General features: G+C 64.5%; 18 protein-coding genes and 1 pseudogene. 11 read left to right on the forward strand and 8 right to left on the reverse strand.

The window, feature by feature from the left end:
- Window positions 1-145 precede the first annotated feature (145 nt).
- Genes hemP through NKJ77_RS13405 form a run of 5 tightly spaced genes read left to right on the forward strand, consistent with a single transcriptional unit; the run spans window position 146 to window position 4,246 of the window.
- Complete coding sequence (gene hemP, locus NKJ77_RS13385) at window positions 146-352, forward strand: hemin uptake protein HemP (RefSeq protein WP_023673860.1); 207 nt, start codon at window positions 146-148, stop codon at window positions 350-352.
- A 49-nt stretch (window positions 353-401) separates the two neighbouring features.
- Window positions 402-1,460 carry a hemin-degrading factor gene (locus tag NKJ77_RS13390; protein ID WP_352535308.1) on the forward strand — a complete coding sequence of 353 codons (1,059 nt, stop codon included), beginning with the start codon at window positions 402-404 and terminating at the stop codon, window positions 1,458-1,460.
- Between the two features lie 10 nt (window positions 1,461-1,470).
- A complete protein-coding gene (locus NKJ77_RS13395; protein ID WP_352535309.1) occupies window positions 1,471-2,352 on the forward strand; it encodes a heme/hemin ABC transporter substrate-binding protein in 882 nt (293 codons plus the stop codon).
- Window positions 2,353-2,356: 4 nt separating this feature from the next.
- Window positions 2,357-3,451, forward strand: coding sequence for a FecCD family ABC transporter permease (locus NKJ77_RS13400; RefSeq protein ID WP_286461669.1), 1,095 nt, complete (start codon window positions 2,357-2,359; stop codon window positions 3,449-3,451).
- Window positions 3,452-3,457: 6 nt separating this feature from the next.
- Window positions 3,458-4,246, forward strand: coding sequence for a heme ABC transporter ATP-binding protein (locus NKJ77_RS13405; RefSeq protein ID WP_352535310.1), 789 nt, complete (start codon window positions 3,458-3,460; stop codon window positions 4,244-4,246).
- Between the two features lie 108 nt (window positions 4,247-4,354).
- Here the strand turns inward: NKJ77_RS13405 and rirA are convergent, their stop codons facing one another.
- Window positions 4,355-4,816, reverse strand: coding sequence for an iron-responsive transcriptional regulator RirA (gene rirA, locus NKJ77_RS13410; protein WP_023672640.1), 462 nt, complete (start codon window positions 4,814-4,816; stop codon window positions 4,355-4,357).
- A 295-nt stretch (window positions 4,817-5,111) separates the two neighbouring features.
- Here rirA and NKJ77_RS13415 point away from each other — a divergent pair, with 295 nt between their 5' ends.
- The 3 genes from NKJ77_RS13415 (at window position 5,112) to NKJ77_RS13425 (ending at window position 7,696) form a co-directional block, all read left to right on the forward strand.
- The gene (locus NKJ77_RS13415) at window positions 5,112-6,407 is read left to right on the forward strand and encodes a DUF445 domain-containing protein (RefSeq protein ID WP_023739062.1); all 1,296 of its coding nucleotides are present in this window, start codon (window positions 5,112-5,114) and stop codon (window positions 6,405-6,407) included.
- A 209-nt stretch (window positions 6,408-6,616) separates the two neighbouring features.
- Window positions 6,617-7,039, forward strand: a complete 423-nt coding sequence (locus tag NKJ77_RS13420; protein ID WP_023672638.1) for a phasin family protein — start codon at window positions 6,617-6,619, stop codon at window positions 7,037-7,039.
- 159 nt (window positions 7,040-7,198) lie between these two features.
- The gene (locus NKJ77_RS13425; RefSeq protein WP_023681725.1) at window positions 7,199-7,696 is read left to right on the forward strand and encodes a MaoC family dehydratase; all 498 of its coding nucleotides are present in this window, start codon (window positions 7,199-7,201) and stop codon (window positions 7,694-7,696) included.
- 15 nt (window positions 7,697-7,711) lie between these two features.
- Here NKJ77_RS13425 and NKJ77_RS13430 read toward each other — a convergent pair whose 3' ends face one another.
- Complete coding sequence (locus NKJ77_RS13430) at window positions 7,712-9,184, reverse strand: MFS transporter (RefSeq protein ID WP_023735265.1); 1,473 nt, start codon at window positions 9,182-9,184, stop codon at window positions 7,712-7,714.
- Window positions 9,185-9,305: 121 nt separating this feature from the next.
- On the opposite strand from NKJ77_RS13430, the gene NKJ77_RS13435 reads away from it, so the two are divergent.
- Window positions 9,306-10,199, forward strand: a complete 894-nt coding sequence (locus NKJ77_RS13435; protein WP_352535311.1) for a LysR family transcriptional regulator — start codon at window positions 9,306-9,308, stop codon at window positions 10,197-10,199.
- 4 nt (window positions 10,200-10,203) lie between these two features.
- On the opposite strand, the pseudogene NKJ77_RS13440 reads toward NKJ77_RS13435, so the two are convergent.
- Window positions 10,204-11,621: pseudogene (locus NKJ77_RS13440) on the reverse strand (aminotransferase-like domain-containing protein).
- Between the two features lie 106 nt (window positions 11,622-11,727).
- Here NKJ77_RS13440 and NKJ77_RS13445 point away from each other — a divergent pair.
- Window positions 11,728-12,591: a DMT family transporter gene (locus tag NKJ77_RS13445; RefSeq protein WP_352535312.1), complete on the forward strand. Its 864-nt coding sequence runs from the start codon at window positions 11,728-11,730 to the stop codon at window positions 12,589-12,591.
- A gap of 28 nt (window positions 12,592-12,619) precedes the next feature.
- On the opposite strand, the gene NKJ77_RS13450 is transcribed toward NKJ77_RS13445, so the two are convergent.
- The 3 genes from NKJ77_RS13450 to NKJ77_RS13460 are packed head-to-tail and all read right to left on the reverse strand — an operon-like array spanning window position 12,620 to window position 15,059.
- Window positions 12,620-13,660, reverse strand: a complete 1,041-nt coding sequence (locus NKJ77_RS13450) for a zinc-dependent alcohol dehydrogenase family protein (RefSeq protein WP_023697653.1) — start codon at window positions 13,658-13,660, stop codon at window positions 12,620-12,622.
- A 36-nt stretch (window positions 13,661-13,696) separates the two neighbouring features.
- Window positions 13,697-14,347, reverse strand: coding sequence for a maleylacetoacetate isomerase (gene maiA / locus NKJ77_RS13455; protein WP_023688172.1), 651 nt, complete (start codon window positions 14,345-14,347; stop codon window positions 13,697-13,699).
- A gap of 4 nt (window positions 14,348-14,351) precedes the next feature.
- Window positions 14,352-15,059, reverse strand: a complete 708-nt coding sequence (locus NKJ77_RS13460; RefSeq protein ID WP_352535313.1) for a fumarylacetoacetate hydrolase family protein — start codon at window positions 15,057-15,059, stop codon at window positions 14,352-14,354.
- Between the two features lie 207 nt (window positions 15,060-15,266).
- Between NKJ77_RS13460 and NKJ77_RS13465 the strand changes: the two genes are divergently transcribed.
- Window positions 15,267-15,950: a response regulator gene (locus NKJ77_RS13465; RefSeq protein ID WP_023672627.1), complete on the forward strand. Its 684-nt coding sequence runs from the start codon at window positions 15,267-15,269 to the stop codon at window positions 15,948-15,950.
- Between the two features lie 123 nt (window positions 15,951-16,073).
- Here the strand turns inward: NKJ77_RS13465 and NKJ77_RS13470 are convergent, their stop codons facing one another.
- A complete protein-coding gene (locus NKJ77_RS13470; RefSeq protein ID WP_352535314.1) occupies window positions 16,074-17,417 on the reverse strand; it encodes a hybrid sensor histidine kinase/response regulator in 1,344 nt (447 codons plus the stop codon).
- A gap of 3 nt (window positions 17,418-17,420) precedes the next feature.
- On the reverse strand, window positions 17,421-18,605 hold the full coding sequence (locus tag NKJ77_RS13475; protein WP_352535340.1) for an FIST N-terminal domain-containing protein: 1,185 nt from the start codon (window positions 18,603-18,605) through the stop codon (window positions 17,421-17,423).
- Window positions 18,606-18,714: the final 109 nt, after the last annotated feature.

The raw sequence follows: 18,714 nt of genomic DNA on the forward strand, positions 1-18,714 counted from the left end.
TTTTTCATTCTGTCCGGCGTCTTAAATGTTGACTCATTTTGTCCGGTATTGCACTGACTAATAAACATGATTATTCGAGTCAAGAAATAATCGGCATTTTTACAACGCTAGCCAGTTGCCCGGCACAGGAAAGGGATCGAAAGAGATGAACACCCACAATCCCAACGACTTCCGTTACCGCGTCCGCCGTTCCGAGGAGACGCCGACCCGCTTCGACCGGGTGCCGCTGGCGGTGCGGACGCTGTCCTCCAACACGCTGTTCCAGGGCGAGCACGAGATCGGCATCGAGCACCATGGGGCGCTCTATCGGCTGAAGATCACCCGCCAGGGCAAGCTCATCCTCAACAAGTGACGAAACAGCCAGGCAGGCCAAAACGCCAGGCAGGACAGGTAAGCAGGACATGGACCAGCGCGTAAAACCCGCACCGCATGAAATCCGGCGAGCGCGGGCAGACAATCCGAAAGCGCGCGAGCGCGATCTTGCCGCCGAGCTCGGTATTTCCGAAGCCGAGCTGGTGGCCGCGCATTGCGGCGACGGTGTCGTGCGCGTCGAGCCCAGGGTCAACGATCTTCTGACCGGCCTCGACGCCGTCGGCGAAGTGATGGCGCTGACCCGCAACGAAAGCGCGGTGCACGAGAAGATCGGCGTCTACGACAAGGTTGTCACAGGCGCGCACAATGCCATGGTGCTGGGCGAAAACATCGACCTGCGTATCTTTCCAAAGGTCTGGGCGCATGGCTTTGCCGTGGAAAAGCGCGACGGTGGCGACATCCGCCGCAGCCTGCAATTCTTCGACGCGGCCGGCGATGCGGTGCACAAGGTGCATCTGCGGCCGGCGTCCAATCTCTATGCCTACCAGAAGCTCGTGGCCGCACTCGAATCGCCGAACCAGGAGGCGACCGTGTCTATCGCAGGCCTGGCCGACGACGACGCGGAGACGTCGGGCATTGCCGCAGACATCGATGATCTGCGCGACCGCTGGAGCCGGCTGACCGACGTCCACCAGTTCTTTGGCATGTTGAAAGCGCTGAAGCTCAGCCGCCGCCAGGCCGTGCGCATGGTCGGCCAGGACTATGCCTGGCTGCTCGACAATGACGCCATCGGCGCCATGTTCCACCATGCCGCCGCCGACGGCATGCCGATCATGTGTTTTGTCGGAAACCGAGGCTGCATCCAGATCCATTCCGGCCCGGTCAAGTCGATCAAGCCGATGGGGCCGTGGATCAACGTCATGGACGAGACCTTCCATTTGCATCTGCGCACCGACCACATCCAGGAGGTGTGGGCGGTGCGCAAACCGACCAAGGACGGTCATGTCACCTCGCTCCAAGCCTATGGCGCCGACGGCAAGATGATCATCCAGTTCTTCGGCAAGCGCCGTGAAGGCGAGGGCGAGCGCGACGACTGGCGGTTCCTTGCCGAGAACCTGCCGCGCATTCCAAGCCCGACCGCAGCCTGAGGAAACGACGATGATTTCACTGTTCAGGACGCTTGCCGCGGCCATGGGCCTGTCGCTGTTTATTGCCGCCCCAGTGCCGGCCAGCGAGAACGTGGCCGTGTTGGCCGACACGTCGCGGATCGTGGCGATCGGCGGTTCGATCACCGAGATCGTCTACGCGCTTGGCGAGGAAGGTCATCTCGTCGCCCGCGATTCGACCAGCCGCTACCCCGCCGCCGCGGTCGCGCTGCCCGACGTCGGCTATATGCGCCAGCTGTCGCCGGAAGGCGTGTTGTCGGTCAATCCTTCGGGCATTCTGGCGCTGCATGGCAGTGGGCCGAAGGAAGCGGTCGATGTGCTGAAAAAGTCGAGCGTTCCGTTCATCGACGTGCCCGAGCATTACAGCCATGACGGCATCCTGGAAAAGATCCGCATCGTCGGCAAGGCGCTTGGCGTCGACGCCAAGGCCGAGACGCTGGTGGCTGAGACCGACGCCAAGCTGAAGGCGGCCGAGAAGCAGACGGCGTCGATCAAGCAGCGCAAGCGCATCCTGTTCGTGCTGTCGATCCAGGGCGGCAAGATCCTGGCCGCCGGCACCGACACCGCCGGTGACGGCATCATCAAGCTCGCCGGTGCCGTCAATGCGGTCGAAGGTTTTTCCGGCTACAAGCAGATGTCCGACGAGCCGATCGTCACTGCCAGGCCGGACGTGATCCTGGCCATGAAGAATGCCGGCCCGCCGATTGCGGAGGCCGAGCTGTTCGCCATCCCGTCGATCACCTCGACGCCGGCGGGCGAAGGCCGCAAGCTGACCCTGATGGATGGCAGCTATCTCCTCGGCTTCGGGCCGCGCACGGCCGATGCCATCCACGATCTGGCCGCCTCGCTCTATGGCAGCCAGGTCACGGACTGAGCCGATGGTGGATCAGTCGATCGCCGGCGCGGCGGGCAAGGTGGCCGAGGGCGATCGTTCCGGGCGCGCTCGCCTGGTTATTGTGCTCCTGTGTGTGGCGCTTGCCCTTTCGATGTTCCTGTCGCTGAGGTCGGGCGCTTCCGATGCATCGGCCGTTGGTGTCATTCGTGACTGGCTGACCGGCGCCACGCCGGACGACGCCGCGCTTGGTGCCCGCGACCGGTTGATCGTCTACGATATCCGCATGCCGCGCGTACTGCTCGGTGTGCTCATCGGGGCGGCACTGGCCGTATCGGGTGCGGTCATGCAAGGCCTGTTTCGCAACCCGCTCGCCGATCCCGGCCTGATCGGCGTTTCCGCCGGGTCGAGCCTCGGCGCGGTCGCCGTCATCGTGCTCGGCACGACGTGGCTGGCGCCGCTCACTCTGGCGCTCGGCGGGCTGGCCTTGCCGCTCGCCGCTTTCTGCGGCGGCCTTGCGGTCACGCTGGTGCTCTACCGCGTCGCCACGCGGCAGGGGCGCACATCGGTCGCTACCATGCTGCTTGCCGGCATTGCGCTCGCAGCCCTTGCCATGGCGCTGACCGGTATCCTGATTTTCATGGCCGACGACCGGCAGTTGCGCGACCTGACCTTCTGGCAACTGGGCTCGCTGGGCGGCGCGACCTGGCCGAAGATCGCTTCCGTCGGTCCGATCATCATCCTGGCGCTTGCGGCAATGCCGTTCCTGGCCAAAGGCCTCAACGCCCTGGCGCTCGGCGAGGCGACGGCCGGACATCTCGGCATCCCGGTACAGCGGCTGAAATACACCGCGATCGTCGGCGTCTCGGCAGCGGTCGGCGCCTCTGTCGCAGTCAGCGGAGGCATCGGTTTTGTCGGCATCGTCGTGCCGCATCTGCTGCGGCTGCTGATCGGTCCGGACAATCGCTATCTTTTGCTCGCATCGGCGCTGCTCGGCGCCTCGATGCTGCTTCTTGCCGACGCAGTTGCCCGCGTCATCGTGGCGCCGGCCGAATTGCCAATCGGCATCGTCACGGCGATCGCCGGCGCGCCGTTCTTCCTCTGGATCCTGCTGCGCAAGCGCGGCGTAATCGACTTGTGAGGCGGCATGATCGAAGCACGCGATGTCTCGGTGGCGATCGGCGGCAAGCGCATTGTTGCCAATGTCGATCTCGTCGCGCGGCCGGGCGAAATTGCGGCAATCGTCGGACCCAACGGCTCGGGCAAGACGACGTTTTTGAAGGCGTTGTCGGGCGATCTGGCGTTTGCGGGGACAGTGGCCGTCAACGGGCGCGACCTCTCCGCGATGAAGCCGGTGGAGGCCGCGACTGTGCGTGCCGTGCTGCCGCAGGCCGCGACGCTGTCCTTTCCCTTCACCGTGCACGAAGTGGTCAGGCTCGGCCTTATCGGCGGCCGTTCCGGCGTTCTGCCGGGCGAAGATGATCGTCTGCCCGAGCGGGCGCTGGTGCGGGTCGACCTCGACGGCTTTGCCGGCCGCTTCTATCAGGAGCTTTCGGGCGGCGAACAACAGCGTGTGCAGCTGGCGCGCGTGCTGTGCCAGGTCTGGGCGCCGGTGCTGGACGGCAAGCCGCGCTATCTCTATCTCGACGAGCCGGTCTCCAGCCTCGATATCAAGCACCAGCTGATCATCATGAACATCGCCCGCGATTTCGCCCGGCGCGGCGGCGGTGTGATCGCCATCCTGCACGACCTCAATCTGACGGCCATGTATGCCGACCGGATTTTCGTGATGCATCGCGGCCGGCTCGCCGCCGACGGTTCACCGCAGGAGGTGCTGAGCGACGATCTGATCGAAAAGGTGTTCGATTGTCGGCTAAGGGTCGGTGTGTTGCCGGCGGCGAACATGCCGTTCGTCTTGCCGCAGTCAGCCGCCTAAAGCGCGTCGCGTTTGAACGGACTCAGGCGACGCGCTTTAGGTCTTTGTTTTTATGCATGTCATTGTCTCAAAACCGGGGCCACTTTTGAGCGACATGCACTAGAAAACTCAGGCGGCCGGTGCTCGCTGGACCAGCATGTCGATGCCGAGCAAATGACGCACATTCGGGCGCGCCGCCACCATATCGGCGATCGTGTAGCGGGAGAGTACGGCAAAGAAGGCGTTGAGCGCCTCGCGCAGCGCCGAATTCAGCTGGCAGCTGTCGACCAGCGGGCATTCGGCGGCGTCGTTTTCGAAGCACTCGGCCATGGCGAAGCTCTCTTCGGTCACCCGTACGACGTCGAACAGGCTGATCTGCTCGGCGGGGCGGCCGATCCTCACGCCGCCATTCCTGCCGCGCACCGTCTCGACCAGGCCATGCTCGACCAGCGGCTGCAGGATCTTGAACAGGAAAAGCTCCGACACCGAATAGGCGGCCGCAATCTCGGGGATGCGGCTCAGGCGATCGTTGTTGGCGGCGCAATACATCAGGATGCGCATGGCGTAGTTGGTCTGGCGCGTCAGCCGCATTTCATTCCTCACCCGAGTCCTGGCGCGTTGGAACTGCACCAGATTTTAGATTGTGCTGGTGCGGCTTTCTCACCCGGAGTTTCGGATTCGCCCACACTGGCCTGATCGGAATATGGCCTATACCTTGGAACAATTCCAGACTGGCATTGCATGATAGATGAACATTCTTGTCAACTTTGCGTGCGAAACCGACAATTCCCGGACGAAATCGGCCCATCCGATCATGCTACGGGCCCAAACACCCCCTAAATAGCCCATGCCAGATAGCCAAGAGATCGATGAGGAGCGGCGTATCATGTCCCAATCGGCTTCGTCCCTGGCGCCTGGCGGTTTTGATGCCGAGACGGGCGCCAAGCTTTTCGCGTTGCGGCGGACAAAGTTCCTCGCCACGGCTGCGCTGGTGCTTTGCGTCGTGGTTTTTGCCGTGGCCAAATCGTTCGAGGCCAAGTATCCGTGGCTGGGCTTCGTGGCGGCCTTCGCCGAGGCGGCGACCATTGGCGGCCTGGCCGACTGGTACGCGGTGGTGGCGCTGTTCAAGCGGCCGCTGGGCCTGCCGATCCCGCACACCGCCATCATCCCAGCGAACCAGAACCGCATCGCCGATAATCTGGGCCGCTTCATCGAGGTCAATTTTCTGGCGCCGGAGCCGGTGCGGGAAAAGCTGGCCGAGGTCGATTTTGCAGCACTCGTCGCCGACTGGCTGACTGACGCCGAACGCTCTGCCGGCCTGTCACGCTTCGTCGTACGGCTGGTCCCGCAGACGCTTGCGGCGATCGAGCAATCCGGCCTGCGCGGCTTCGTCACCAGCCGCATGCTGGAGCAGATCGACAAGGTGCCGCTGGCGCCGCTCGCGGCCGAATTGCTGTCGGCACTGACCGACGACCGCCGCCACCAGAAACTCTTCGACGAATTCACCAGGGTGATCGGCCGGTTCCTGAACGATGAAGAGGCGCTGGCGACCATGCGCGAGAAAATCCGCGAGGAATTGCCGTCGCTGTTCAACCTGTTCAGAGCCGACGCCTATCTGCTGAAAAAGATCGTCGCTTCCGCCGGTTCGCTGCTTGACGAGGTGCGGGCCGACCCCGACCATCCGATGCGCGCCGAATTCGACCGTTTCGCGCACAGCTTCATCGAGCGGCTCAGAACCTCGAAGCAATACGCCAAACGGGCCGAGAAGCTGAAGCGCGATTTCCTGGCGCGGCCGGAAGTGAAGTCGCTCGCCGGCGACATGTGGCAGAGCCTCAGCGTGTTCATCGAACAGGACGCCAAGGCGGAGAATTCGATTGTTCGCGCGCATCTCGCCAACATGTTCGTCGAGGTCGGCCGCCATCTCTCAGGCGATCCGCAGATCAGGGCCGACATGAACCGGGGCTTTGTCGTGGCGCTGTCGTCGTTCGTGGAGAGCCAGAAGAGCGGTGTGTCGACATTCATCGCCGACCAGGTCAAGCGCTGGGACCTCGCCCAGCTGACGAGGCTGATCGAGATGAACATCGGCAAGGACCTGCAATATATCCGCTTCAACGGCATGATTATCGGCGGATTGGCGGGTATCGTGCTCTACACGGCGGAGAGGCTGTTTCTCGCTGGCTGATGCTGCATTTGCCGCTGAATTGCTTGGGCGTGCGAATGGACACACGGCGCGCGAGTGCTATTGTCCAGAACAGAACAGTTCACCGTTTCAAGGAAACGGCGACCTGCTCTAACTCTTTGTTTCGACGCAATTCCTGACGGAAAACCGTTTCACACTTTTCCTGGAATTGCTCGAGGTTCAGCATTTGCGACAACTGGGGAGCACGAGCAATGGCCAAACAACCCGACTCGGATTCATTCCTGGACATGTTCAGCCGGTTCGGCCGTGACCTGAAGGTGCCGAATGTCGAGGCGATCCTCGCGCATCACCGCAAGAACCTCGAGGCGCTGGAAAGATCCGCGCGGGCGGGAGCTGCCGGCGCGACCTCATTGTTGTCCAGACAGCGCGAGATGCTGCAGGACACGCTGCGTGAAGTCAGCGACATGGCGCAGAGCTACAAGGCGCCGGGCAATCCCCAGGAACTGATGACAAAACAGGCGGAGTTCGCCAGGAAATCCTTCGAAGCCGCCCTGAAAAATGCCGGCGAAGTGGCCGAGCTGGTCAAGAAATCCGGCACCGAATCGATCGAAATCCTGCGCAGCCGCATCAAGGAAGCGATGGAGGAAATCCGCTCGGGCTATGACAAGAAGTGACTCTCAACGCAACCATGAGAGGAGTGGCCGGTTGCGGCGCATGAGCATGGACGAGGGACGCTGTTTGGCGGAAAATGGCGGAACGGAATCGCAACGGGCGAATTGACAGGAGCCGTCCGTTCGTGGTCCGAGGCACTGGGAGCCACCGGGAAAGCAGGAATGACGGAACTACGGCCGAAAACGCCGCCGACCTTCGAGCAGTTAAGGGCGATGGCCGGGCAGGAGCTCGGCGTGTCGGAATGGACGACCGTCGACCAGAACCGCATCAACCAGTTTGCCGAATGCACAGGCGACCATCAGTGGATCCACGTCGATCCGGAGCGGGCGAAGCGGCAGAGCCCATTTCGCACCACGATCGCGCATGGCTATCTGACGCTGTCGATCATCGGCGCGCTGGCGCTGGGCATGGGCATCGTCCCCGAAAACACGCAAGCCGCCTTCAATTACGGCTTCGACAAGGTGCGGTTCCTGGCGCCCGTCAGGGTCGGCGCACGCATCCGGCTGCGCACGACGCTGTTGTCGGTGGAGGACAAGGGGCCGGGCCAGTATCTGATGAAGGCCGCCAATACGGTCGAGATCGAGGGCGAACAGAGGCCGGCGCTGACCGCCGAAACGCTGGTCATGCTTTATGAGCGGCGCAAGCGGGCGGGAGCGTAAGCTCCCTATCTTCGGTCATGATGGCTGTTGCCGCACCGACAGCCTGCCGCCGGCGCGGGTCGAGAGCAGTGCCAGCAACAGCGCAGCCACCGCCAGGACCGTTGCCGTCTGAAAGGTAACCTGCATGCCGCGCGCGGCTGCCGCTGAGGTCAGCATGTCCTGGCTTTGCCGTTCTCCCGTCGAGGCAGCCGCAAAAATGGCGCCCATAAGCGATGCGCCGGTGATCAGGCCGAGATTGCGCGACAGATTGAGCAGGCCGGACACCACGCCGCGCTCGCCGGCAGCGACACCGCTCATGACGGCGGCATTGTTGGATGTCTGGAACAGGGCGTACCCGAAGCAGGTGACGGCGATCGGCACGATATAGCTGGCAATGCCGAGTTTTGTTGCGGCGAGCGACAACAATGAGGTTCCGACGGCAAGACTGAACAGTCCGACGACCATCATCCTGTGCGCGCCGAAGCGATCGGTGAGGCGGCCGGCGACGAGCGCCGAGAGCGCGGAGACCAGCGGACCTGTCGACAGGACCACGCCGACCATCGCAGCGTCGAGCCCCAGCGCTCGCGACAGATAGAATGGAGCGACCACCAGGGTCGCCATCATCACTGTGGCGACAACGAGGTTCGTGGCGAGGCTGGCGCTGAGCCGGATGTCGTACAACCGGGCAAGCCGGATCAAGGGATTCTTCGCCCTCTTCTGCGCGACGCCGAACAGAACGACGCCGATGCCGGCGGCAACCAGCAGGCCGGTGTTGAGGGCGCCGAAATGGCCGCGGCCGAGCGTCATGGCCAATGCATAGGCGGCCAGCGTCAGGGCCAGCAAGACCGTCCCGATCGCATCGAAGCTGTTTTGAGCTGCTTCCGCAGTCTTGTCGCGGGCAGGCAGGGCCAGCGAGGCGAGGGCAAAGGTCAGGAGGCCGAGCGGCACATTGACGAGGAAGATCGCCCGCCAGCCGAAGCCGGCGATCAGCAAGCCGCCGAGCGAGGGTCCGAGCGTCGTGCCGATCGCCGACATGGCGCCGAGCAGGCCCATGGCGCTGCCGGTTCTCTCCTTGGTCACGGTCTCCGCGACAAAGGCCAGCGTCAACGCCATCATCAGCGCGGCACCCAGTCCTTGTACGGCGCGCGCCGCAATCAGCAGCCAGAGCGTCGGCGCCAGGCCGCAGAGCACCGAAGCCAGTGTGAACAGCGCGATGCCGCCGAGCAGCAACGGCCGGCGGCCGAGCATATCGGCCAGCCGACCGGCGCTGACGATCAGGGCCGTGATGGCGAGCAGATAGGCGAGAACCACCCATTGCACGGACTGGAACGGCGCACCGAACGCCTGCATGAGGGAAGGCAGTCCGACGCTGGCAATGCTGGTTCCAAGCGACGACAGCAGCGTGGCGAGCGACAGGCTGGCCAATGCCAAGACAGGAGAGTGGGCCAGGCCTGCGGACCGGGTGTTGTGCGGCGCCGATGCGCACTCGTTCTGCTCAGCAATTGCCATGGCGATTTCCTCCTTGTCAGTCCCGCAACCGAGATCTAGTCGTCGGGGCGGAATGGCGGAAGGCGCAGCATTTGCATCTTATTCGTGCGCCAAACGCCATGGCATGTGCTACAATCCGCCGATGGCATCGCCCGATCTCAATCTGCTGTTCGCGCTCGACGTTTTGCTCGCCGAAGGCAGCGTGGCGCGCGCCGCCAGCCGGCTACGGCTCAGCCCGTCGGCGATGAGCCGCACGCTGGCGCGGCTGCGGGAAGCGACCGGCGATCCGCTGCTGGTCCGCGCCGGCCGCGGCCTGGCCCCGACGCCGCGCGCGGAGGCATTGCGGCAGCAGGCCGGCCGTGTCGTCCACGATGCGGAAACGCTATTGCGTCCCGCCAGGCTGCTCGATCTGGCAAAGCTGGAACAGATCTTCACGCTGCGCACCAATGAAGGGTTCGTCGAGGAATTCGGGCCGCGTCTTGTCGCCCGCATCCAGGCCGAGGCGCCGGGCGTGCGGCTGCGCTTTGCGCCGAAAGCCGACAAGGATGTCGCCTCGTTGCGCGACGCCGACATCGACCTCGAAATCGGCGTTGCCGGCGAGGCCGGACCTGAAGTGCTGATACAGGCGCTGTTTCGCGACCGCTTCGTGGGTGCTGTGCGAGCCGGCCACCCTTTGAGTGAAGGCGCGGTAACGCCTGAACGCTACGCGGCCGGCCGCCACATCAGCGTTTCACGGCGGGGCCGGGAAAGAGGGCCGATCGATGAGGCTTTGGCGCTGCTCGGCCTGCAGCGAACCGTGGCGTGCATGGTCTCCGGCTTCTCGGCAGCGCTTGCCATGGCGCGCGCTTCGGACCTTATCGCCAGCGTGCCCGAACGGCACACGCAAGGCGCACGCGCCGGCATGGTCAGCTTTCTGCTGCCGGTCGCCACGGTGGAGGTCACCATCTCGATGCTCTGGCATCCACGGCTCGATGCCGATCCGGCGCAACGCTGGCTGCGAGATTGCGTTCGGAAGGTCTGCGCGGCCTCCCGCTGAGCGCTCAGCGCGCCATTGCCGCCTTGAGCACCCTGAAAATCCGCTCGTCCTGGCACTGGGCAACGTTGAAGCGCAGGAAGCGGCTGGCGGTTCCCGACAGGCTGAATGCGTTGCCGGGCGCCAGCACGATGTTGTCGGCCAGCGCGCGGCGGGCGATTTCGGCCGCATCCACGCCATCGGGCAGGCTGCACCACAGGAACAAGCCGGCCGGTTGGTCGATCCAGGGCGTGATGCCGATCGCCTTCAGGCGCACGCCCGTCTCGCCCATGGCGCGGGAAAGCCGCGCGCGCAGCAATTCCATGTGCTTGCGGTAGCTGCCGTCCCTAAGCAGCGCCAGCACCAGTTCGGCCGCCAGCCGGCCGCCGCCGAAGGTGGTGGCAATCTTGAGGTCGGTGAGTTGCTCGATCCAGTCGCGCGGTGCCGCGATGAAGCCGCAGCGAACCGATGCCGATAGCGTCTTGGAGAAGCTGCCGATATGGACGACGCGGTTGAGGCCGTCGAACGCCGCCAGCCGGGGCGCGGGACTGTGCTCGAAATCGGCGAAGATGTCGTCCTCGACGATGGTCAGGTCCGACTGGTCGGCGAGTTTCAGCAGCCGGTGCGCGGTGACCGGCGACAGGATCGCGCCGGTCGGGTTGTGGATGGCGGAATTGGTGATGTAGAGGCGCGGCCTGTGCTCGGCGAGCGCCTGCGCGAACAGCTCGATATCCGGCCCCGATGGCGTGTAGGGCACGCTGACGACCTTGGCGCGATGGGCGCGCAGCAGCGCGTGAAAATTGAAATAGCAGGGGTCGTCGAGCAGCACGGTACCGCCGGGTTCGATCAGGAAGCGGCACAGAAGATCGATGGCCTGCGTGCCCGATTCGGTCAGCATGATCTGTTCGGGCGAGACCTCGATGCCGTGGCCGGCCATGCGCCGCGCGAGCAATTGCCTGAGCGGCGGCAGGCCGAGCGGCGTGCCGTAATCGGCTAGGTCGACATCGTCGGCGCGCGCCACGGTGCGCAGCGCCCGGCGCAAGGCCGCCTGCGGCATCCATGAGGCCGGCATCCAGCCGCAGCCTGGTTTCAGCATCTCGTCGCCGGCTTCCAGCGACTGGCGCGAGACCCACAGCGGATCGACAGCGCGGTCGAGCCGCGGGCCTATCTCGGCCAGCGACAGTGGCGCCAGCGATCCGGCGGCATAGAAACCCGAGCCCGGCCGCGAGCGGATCGCGCCTTCGGCAGCAAGCCGCTCATAGGCTTCGACGACGGTGGATTTCGACACCCGCATGGCTTGGCGAAGGCGCGGATCGAGGGCAGCCGCGCGCCCGGCGTCAGGCTGCGTGCGGCAATCCGCTGGCGGATGGTCGCCATGACAGTCTCAACCAAAGTGGTTGCGACGAGGGTGTGTGCGCCGTCGGTTTGCACCGCGAGTTTCGTCATCCGTACCGCTCGAGAAGCCATTACAGTTTGATGGAATTGTACTGCATTGTCTCTGGCTGCACCATAGGCACGTGCCCGATAGAGGGCGAAAGCAATGGAGCCTGGAATGGACAAGACCGCGAGCGGCTGGGTGAACGGATTCATCGGCGTGCTGATCTTCTCAGGCTCGCTGCCGGCGACGCGCGTCGCCGTGGCCGAGTTCGATCCGACATTCCTGACCTCGGCCCGCGCCGCGATTGCCGGGCTGCTTGGTCTCGCGATGCTCGTCCTGTTCCAGCAGAAGCGCCCGGCGCGCAGCGATTTTCTGTCGCTGGTCATCGTGGCGCTTGGCGTGGTTGTCGGCTTTCCCTTGCTCACCGCTCTGGCGCTCAAGCACGTCACCTCTGCCCACTCTATCATCTTCGTCGGCCTGCTGCCGCTGGCCACCGCGATCTTCGGCGTGCTGCGCGGTGGCGAGCGTCCGCGGCCGGCCTTCTGGCTGTTTTCCTGCATCGGCAGCGCGCTGGTCGCCGGTTTTGCCCTGATGCAAGGCGTAACGGCCTCACCTGTCGGCGACGGCCTGATGCTGGCCGCCATCATCGTCTGCGGCCTGGGCTATGCCGAGGGGGCGGCATTGTCGCGCAGGCTGGGCGGCTGGCAGGTGATCTGCTGGGCGCTGGCGATCTCGCTGCCGATCATGCTGGTTCTGACCTTTGCGACGCTGCCGTCGTCCTTCGCCGGCGTCGGCTCCGGCGCCTGGGCGGGTCTCGCCTACGTCTCGCTGTTCAGCATGCTGATCGGCTTCGTGTTCTGGTACCGCGGCCTCGCCCAAGGCGGCATCGCTGCCGTCGGGCAGTTGCAGTTGCTGCAGCCCTTTTTCGGCCTGGCGCTGGCAGCGTCGCTGCTGCACGAGCAGGTCAGCCCGCTGATGGTGGTCGTCACGCTCGGCGTGGTGGCCTGCGTGTTCGGGGCGAAGAAATTTGCACGCTAGGAGTTTGGTGGTGGAGGGCGACTCCGCCCTAGAACTTCGTCACCACCCCAATGCCAATCCCCTCGAAACCGCCCATCGCCATCAGCGCCGCCGGCGCCTCGTCAAGGCTGATCTTGTTGCCGACCAGCAGTTCGGGCTTGAGCTTGCCGGTGCGGATCATCTCCATCATGGCGGGGTAGCGGTAGGCCTGCATGCCGTGGCTGCCGAGGATTTCCAGCTCGAAGGCGATCACCTTGTCCATCGGCACTTGCGGGCGGGCATGTTCGCCCAGCATCAGGCCGACCTGCACGTGGCGGCCGCGCCGGCGCAGATTGGCAATCGAGTTGAAGGATGTCGTGGGGTGGCCGAGCGCGTCCATAGACATATGCGCCCCGCCATTGGTGATCTGCTTGACCGCCTTGACCACGTTCGGCGTGGTCGAGGCGTTGATGGTCGCCACGGCGCCGATCTTTTTGGCGAAGTCCAGTTTCTCGTCGGTGAGGTCGATGGCGATGACATTGGCGCCCATGGAACTGGCGATCATGATCGCCGACAGGCCGACGCCGCCGCAGCCATGCACCGCCACCCATTCCCCCGGCGTCACCCGGCCCTGGTCGACAATGGCGCGAAACGAGGTGACGAAGCGGCAGCCGAGGCTGGCGGCGGTGGCGAACTCCATCTCCTCGGGCAGGCGCACGAGATTGGTGTCGGCATGCTCGATGGCGACATATTCGGCAAACGATCCCCAGGCGGTGAATCCCGGCTGCGTTTGTTGTTCGCAGACCTGATGATTGCCCGAATTGCATTCGAAGCAGCGGCCGCAGCCGACGCAGAACGGCACGGTGACGCGTTCGCCGGCCTTCCAGCGGGTGACCTGCTTGCCGACGGCGACGACGATGCCGGCCAGTTCATGGCCCGGCACATGCGGCAGCGTGATGCCGTCATCATGACCCATCCAGCCATGCCAGTCGCTACGGCAGAGCCCGGTCGCCTCGACCTTGATGACGACGCCGTCGGCAGCCGGTTTCGGATCCGGCACGGTCAGGATTCTCGGCGTCTCACCGAATTTTTCGAAGACGACGGCTTTCATCGGCAACTCCCCGTGCTCTGCTCCGGCATTGTGAGCCTATTCGGCATCTATCTGATTCTCCGGCGCCGCCTTCTGAAAGGCCGGCAGCGCCATGCAGGCGGCGTGGATGCGCGAGATCTCGGGGTAGGGTGTCAGGTCGACGCCGAAGCGGGCGTTGCTGGCGATCTGGGCGACCAGGCAGATGTCGGCGAGGCCCGGTGCGTCGCCATGGCAAAATGTGCCGGTCTCATCCGATGAAGCCAGAATCTTTTCAAGCGGCTGGAACCCTTCGTTCACCCAGTGGCGAAACCAGTGGATGACATCCTGGTCGCCGGCGCCGAACAAAGTGCGCAGCGAGGTCAGCACGCGCAGATTGTTCACCGGGTGGATGTCGCAGGCGATCATCTGCGCCAGCATTCGCACGCGCGCCCGGCCGAGCGCGTCCTTCGGCAACAGCGGCGGTTCGGGATGGGTCTCGTCGAGATATTCGATGATCGCCAGCGACTGCGTCAAAAGCGTGCCGTCGCCCAGGATCAGCGCCGGCACCAGCCCCTGCGGATTGACCGCTAGGTAAGCCGGCTCCAGATGGTCGCCATGACGCAGATGATGCGGCACGTAATCGTAGGTCAGGCCCTTCATCTCGAGCGCAATGCGTGCGCGATAGGAGGTGGAGGAGCGGTAGTAGTTATGGAGGACCAGATCGCTCATCGGATCACGGCTTGCCCATCGAATCTTGGCCGACAGTGATCTCGATGGTGCCGATGCCGTCGACACCGCCGGTCATCGTCTGTCCCGGCGCCACCGCGCCGACGCCGGCCGGCGTGCCGGTGAAGATCAGGTCGCCCGGTTGTAGTACAACCGCACTGCTGCAGATCGAAACGATATCGGCGATCGGCCAGATCAGTTCGGCGAGGTCGCCCTCCTGTTTCACCGTGCCGTCGACGGCGAGCCAAATGCGGCCCTTTTGCGTGTGGCCGGATTTGGCGGCTGATACCAACGGGCCGCAGGGCGCCGATCGGTCGAAGGCCTTCGACCAGTCCCAGGGCCGCGCCGCTTTCTTGGCCTCGTCCTGCAGGTCGCGGCGGGTGAGGTCGATGCCGACGCCGTAGCCCCAGACATGCTCGAGGGCTTCAGCGCGGGGGATGCGGAAGCCGGCCTTGCCGATCGCCGCCACCAGCTCGATCTCATGGTGCAGGTTTTTGGTCAAAGGCGGGTAGGGGACCGTGGTGCCGCTATCGACCACCGCATCGGCCGGCTTGGTGAAGAAGAAGGGCGGGTCGCGCTCGTCATTGCCGAGTTCGCGGGCGTGCGCGGCGTAGTTACGGCCGACGCAGAAGATGCGGCGCACCGCAAAACGCTCGGCCGAGCCGGCGACGGCGACCGATGGTGTTGCGGGCAGGGGAAGGACGAAGTCTGTCATGCGCGGGTCTCTGCTTCAACTGAGGGCACATTTGACCGATTTGGACCGCCGGGCAAGGCAGGAGCCTCCGCAAAAGCGTCGGCTGCGCCTTGATTGTCTGATAAAGTCGGCTTCGCCTCCTGGGGTTAAGATGGCGATAGACTATTTGCCAATAAGCTGGCCATACCAGCGGGAGTATCGTGCCCAGGGAGAACTGAAACGAACACCATGACCGCAATCAACGATCGCGCCCGGTTTCTGATCATCGACGACCATCCGCTGTTTCGCGAGGCCCTGCACAGCGCCGTGCAGATGGCGTACCCGGAAGTCGACACGGTGGAGGCGCGCTCGATTGCCGAAGCGCTCGATCTCCTGGGTGGGATAAAACCGTTCGATCTGGCGCTGCTCGATCTCAACATGCCCGATGTGCATGGCTTTGACGGGTTGCTGCAGCTGAGGACCCGCCATCCGCGGCTGCCGGTGGTCGTCGTCTCGGGCTATGAGGAGCCGAAGATCATCTCCGAGGCGCTTTCCTATGGTGCAGCCGGCTTCATCCCGAAATCGGCGCGCAAGAGCGATCTTGCGGCCGCAATCCGCTCGGTGATGGAGGGCGCGATCTATGTGCCGGAGACATATGAGGGACAGCCGCCCGACGCCGACAGCGCCGACCGCGCCGATATGGTGCAGCGGCTGGCCAAACTGACGCCGCAGCAGCTGCGCGTGCTGCAGATGCTGCGCCAGGGCCTGCTCAACAAGCAGATTGCCTACGAGCTGCAGGTCGGCGAGACCACGGTGAAGGCGCATGTCTCGGAGATCCTGCGCAAGCTAAACGTCTACAGCCGCACGCAAGCGGTGATCGAGGTGTCGAAGCTGGACAATGCGGAGTTGTTCAGGGATCAGGCGGGGTTTTGATCTTTACCCTCCCCCTTGTGGGGAGGGTCGATCCGCGAAGCGGAGCGGGGTGGGGGAGCTTGGCGCTGCACCCCGCCCCGGCGCTGCGCGCCGACCCTCCCCATCGAGGGGAGGGTATGGGGCTCAAGCCAGCAGATGCGCCAGCAGCGCCCTTAGCTGCGCCGGCTTTAGCGGCTTCCGCATCAGCTCTATGCCTGCGGCGCGGGCTGCCTTGGCGACGGCCTCCGATCCGTCGGCGGTGACGATCAGCGCCGGCACGGCGCGGCCGAGATAGTCGCGGACTTCGGCTATTGTTGCGGTGCCGAGGTCGCCGTCGTCGAGATGCTGGTCGGCAATGACGATGTCGGGCACCCAGTCGGTGTCGCCAAGCAGGCTGATCGCAGCCTCGGTCGAGGTCGCGGCGCGCACCAGGCACTGCCAGCGCTCGAGCAGGAAGGTCATCGCCTGCAACACGTCGGCGTCATTTTCGACCAGCAGGACCTTGGTGCCGAACAGGCCGTAGCCGCGCGGCCGCTCCATCTCGGCAAGGCTGGCGATGGCGTCGGCGCTGGCGCCGATGCCGACCGGCACGTCGATGTGGAAGATGGTGCCGCGCCCAACCCTCGAGGAGAACGTCACGGGATGACCGAGCGCGGCGGCCATGCGCCGCACGATGGCAAGGCCCAGGCCCAGCCCGCCGCCGGAGATCCCGGTGTCGGCTGGAATGGCGGAGCCGCGATGGAACTCCTCGAACACCGCCTCGCGCTGGTCGTCGGGAATGCCGCAGCCGGTGTCGGCGACATCGATGCGGATGGTATCGCCGCGATGCCTTGTGCCGACAAGCACGCCGCCCGAAGGGGTATAGCGCAGCGCATTGGACAGGATATTCTGCAGGATGCGGCGCAAGAGCGTGCGGTCCGAACGCACCACGGCGCTGACCGGGCGGAACTTCAGCGCCAGCCCCTTCAGCTTGGCAACCGGCTTGAAATCCGAGCGCAGCGACGAAAACAGCGTCTCCAGATTGACGTCGCCAATGTCGGGCTGGACCACGCCGGCGTCGAGCTTGGAAATGTCGAGCAGCGTGCGCAACAGGTCTTCCATCGTCTCCAGCGAGCGCTCGACCTGACGGACGAGTTTCTTGCCCTCGTCGCTGGTCTGCACTTCGGCCAGTGCCGAGACGGAGAGGTGGGCGGCGTTCAGCGGCTGCAGCACGTCATGGCTGGCGGCGGCCAGGAACCTGGTCTTGGACAGGTTTGCCAGCTCGGCGTTTTCCTTGGCGGCGCTGAGGTCGATGTTCGACTGTTCCAGCCGGCGCAAGGTCGAGTGTAGTTCCTCGGTGCGCATGCGCACGCGGTTTTCCAGTGAAATTGCGGTCTGGAACAGCGAGAAGGCGTTGCCCTGCTGGTCCATCGAGCGCTCGACGCGGCTGACCAGAGCGGCGTTGATCTTCTTCAGCCTGTCGACGTCGTTGATGTCCCTGAGCGGCATGCGCTATTCCGCCGCCTGGCGTTCGCCGAAGGCGATGCCGGTGAAGGTTTGGTTCAGATGCATCGAACGGTACTGTTCGCCATAGGTGCCGAAGCCGATGACATTGTTGACCCGGTAGAGCTCCGAAATGTCGCGGAACACCTGGCGGTTGCGGGCGTCGAGCCGGCGCAGCACGCAATCGAAGCCGAGGATCATGTCGATGCCGCCGAGCCGCTCCTCGACGTCGCGCAGTGCGGCGCGCGTCGATTCCACCATGTCCTTGGGCTGGGCGATGGAGAGCACGACGCCGTCGTCTATGGCGCAGAAGAAAGACAGTGAGCCGTCGGCATGCATCTTCTGGATCGAGCGGCAGTAATATTCGCCGCCCACTTTCACCACCACCGGGTGCGAGGCGAAGCTCATCGGCGTCAGGTTCTGCGCAACGATGCCGACGGAGGCTGCATACTCCTCAGCCGCATTGGTGGCGTTGAATTCGCGCACGGTGCGGTGGTCCGGATCGGATGCCGTCACCACCAGCTTCTCGTCGGTTGGGATGAAATTGTCGGTCTTGAAGACATGGAACGGGATCTCGGTGGCGATCAGCACAATGATGGCGCTGTCGGACGCTACCTTGCCGTTCGAAATCAGCCTGGTGGTTTCGAATTTCAAATCGTCGCCCGCCGAACCGCCGATCAGCGGGATGTCGTCCAGCCCCCAATGGATGGCCGAGGTCACCGCTTCCTCTGCAAAGGACAGGCCGTCGATGAAGCAGAGCGCGAAGGTGCTTTTGGCATGGCAACTGCCGGTGCGTCCGCGCAGCAACCGCCGCAAGGCCTCGACTTCATCAGTGATCCTGTCCATGCCCGACGAGGAGAGATTGTCGACCATGGTGCTGACCGCCGAAAACGACGCGGAGGGAAAGAGCATGGCGAGCACATGACCTTCCTCCAGGCCTTGCGGGGTGATCTCGCCGGCGGTCGAGCAGGCGGCGTAGGCCAGCGTCGGCGCTTGGGTCTTCAGCGCTTGCGAAAGGACGCTCGCATCAAGCAGGCTCTGGGAAAAGAACAGCAGGGCAAAGCCGGCATCGATGGCTGCGGCCTCGGCGGCGACCGCTCGGGCGAATGCATCGGCGTCGGGCTCGTCGGTGGTGAGCGCCGACAGACCGGATGCATAGCTCGTCCGTGAACTGGCCAGAGGCTTCCTCCCGATATCCTCCGACGCTTCCTGCGCGCGCCCGTTTTATGTCTCTCGGCGCGCTGGCGTCGAGGGCATTGTTGCCCCCTATTCGCTCTTTGGCAATGGGGCGGACAGGCCCATG

This window comes from Mesorhizobium sp. M0052, from assembly GCF_040323255.1.
Lineage (GTDB): Bacteria > Pseudomonadota > Alphaproteobacteria > Rhizobiales > Rhizobiaceae > Mesorhizobium.